This is a genomic window from Mesorhizobium argentiipisi (SeqCode) (genome assembly GCF_037179585.1).
Taxonomy (GTDB): Bacteria; Pseudomonadota; Alphaproteobacteria; order Rhizobiales; family Rhizobiaceae; genus Mesorhizobium; species Mesorhizobium argentiipisi.
In genome coordinates this window covers 1-274 of record NZ_JAPYKO010000134.1, presented here as the reverse complement: position 1 = coordinate 274, position 274 = coordinate 1, and the positions used below count along the sequence as shown (strand labels likewise).

Annotated in this window: 1 protein-coding gene; it reads right to left on the bottom strand. The window is 67.9% G+C overall.

All coding sequences use genetic code 11. The annotated features are described in order from the left end of the window. The coding region (locus O7A05_RS34270) for a transposase (protein ID WP_337097830.1) at positions 1–274 on the bottom strand (274 nt) is incomplete at both ends.

Below are 274 nucleotides of genomic sequence, written 5' to 3'. Positions count from 1 at the left end.
CGGCGCACGCGTGATCGCCCGCCCTGGATCTGGCTCCTGCGGTTGAGCTTGCCGCTCTTGTTGTCGAACGGGGCAAGGCCGACCAGTGCCGCGATCGCCTTGGGCGAGCGCTGGCCGAGCTCGGGCAAGAGCGCCAGCAGCGAGAGTGCGCCAACCTTGGAGACGCCGGGCACGGAGACCATCAGCGTGTAATCGCGGGCGGTGTCCTCGGCTTGACGAATGACTTCGGCAATCTGGCCCTCGAGCGCCTTGATGCGAGCATCGAGGCCGGCGA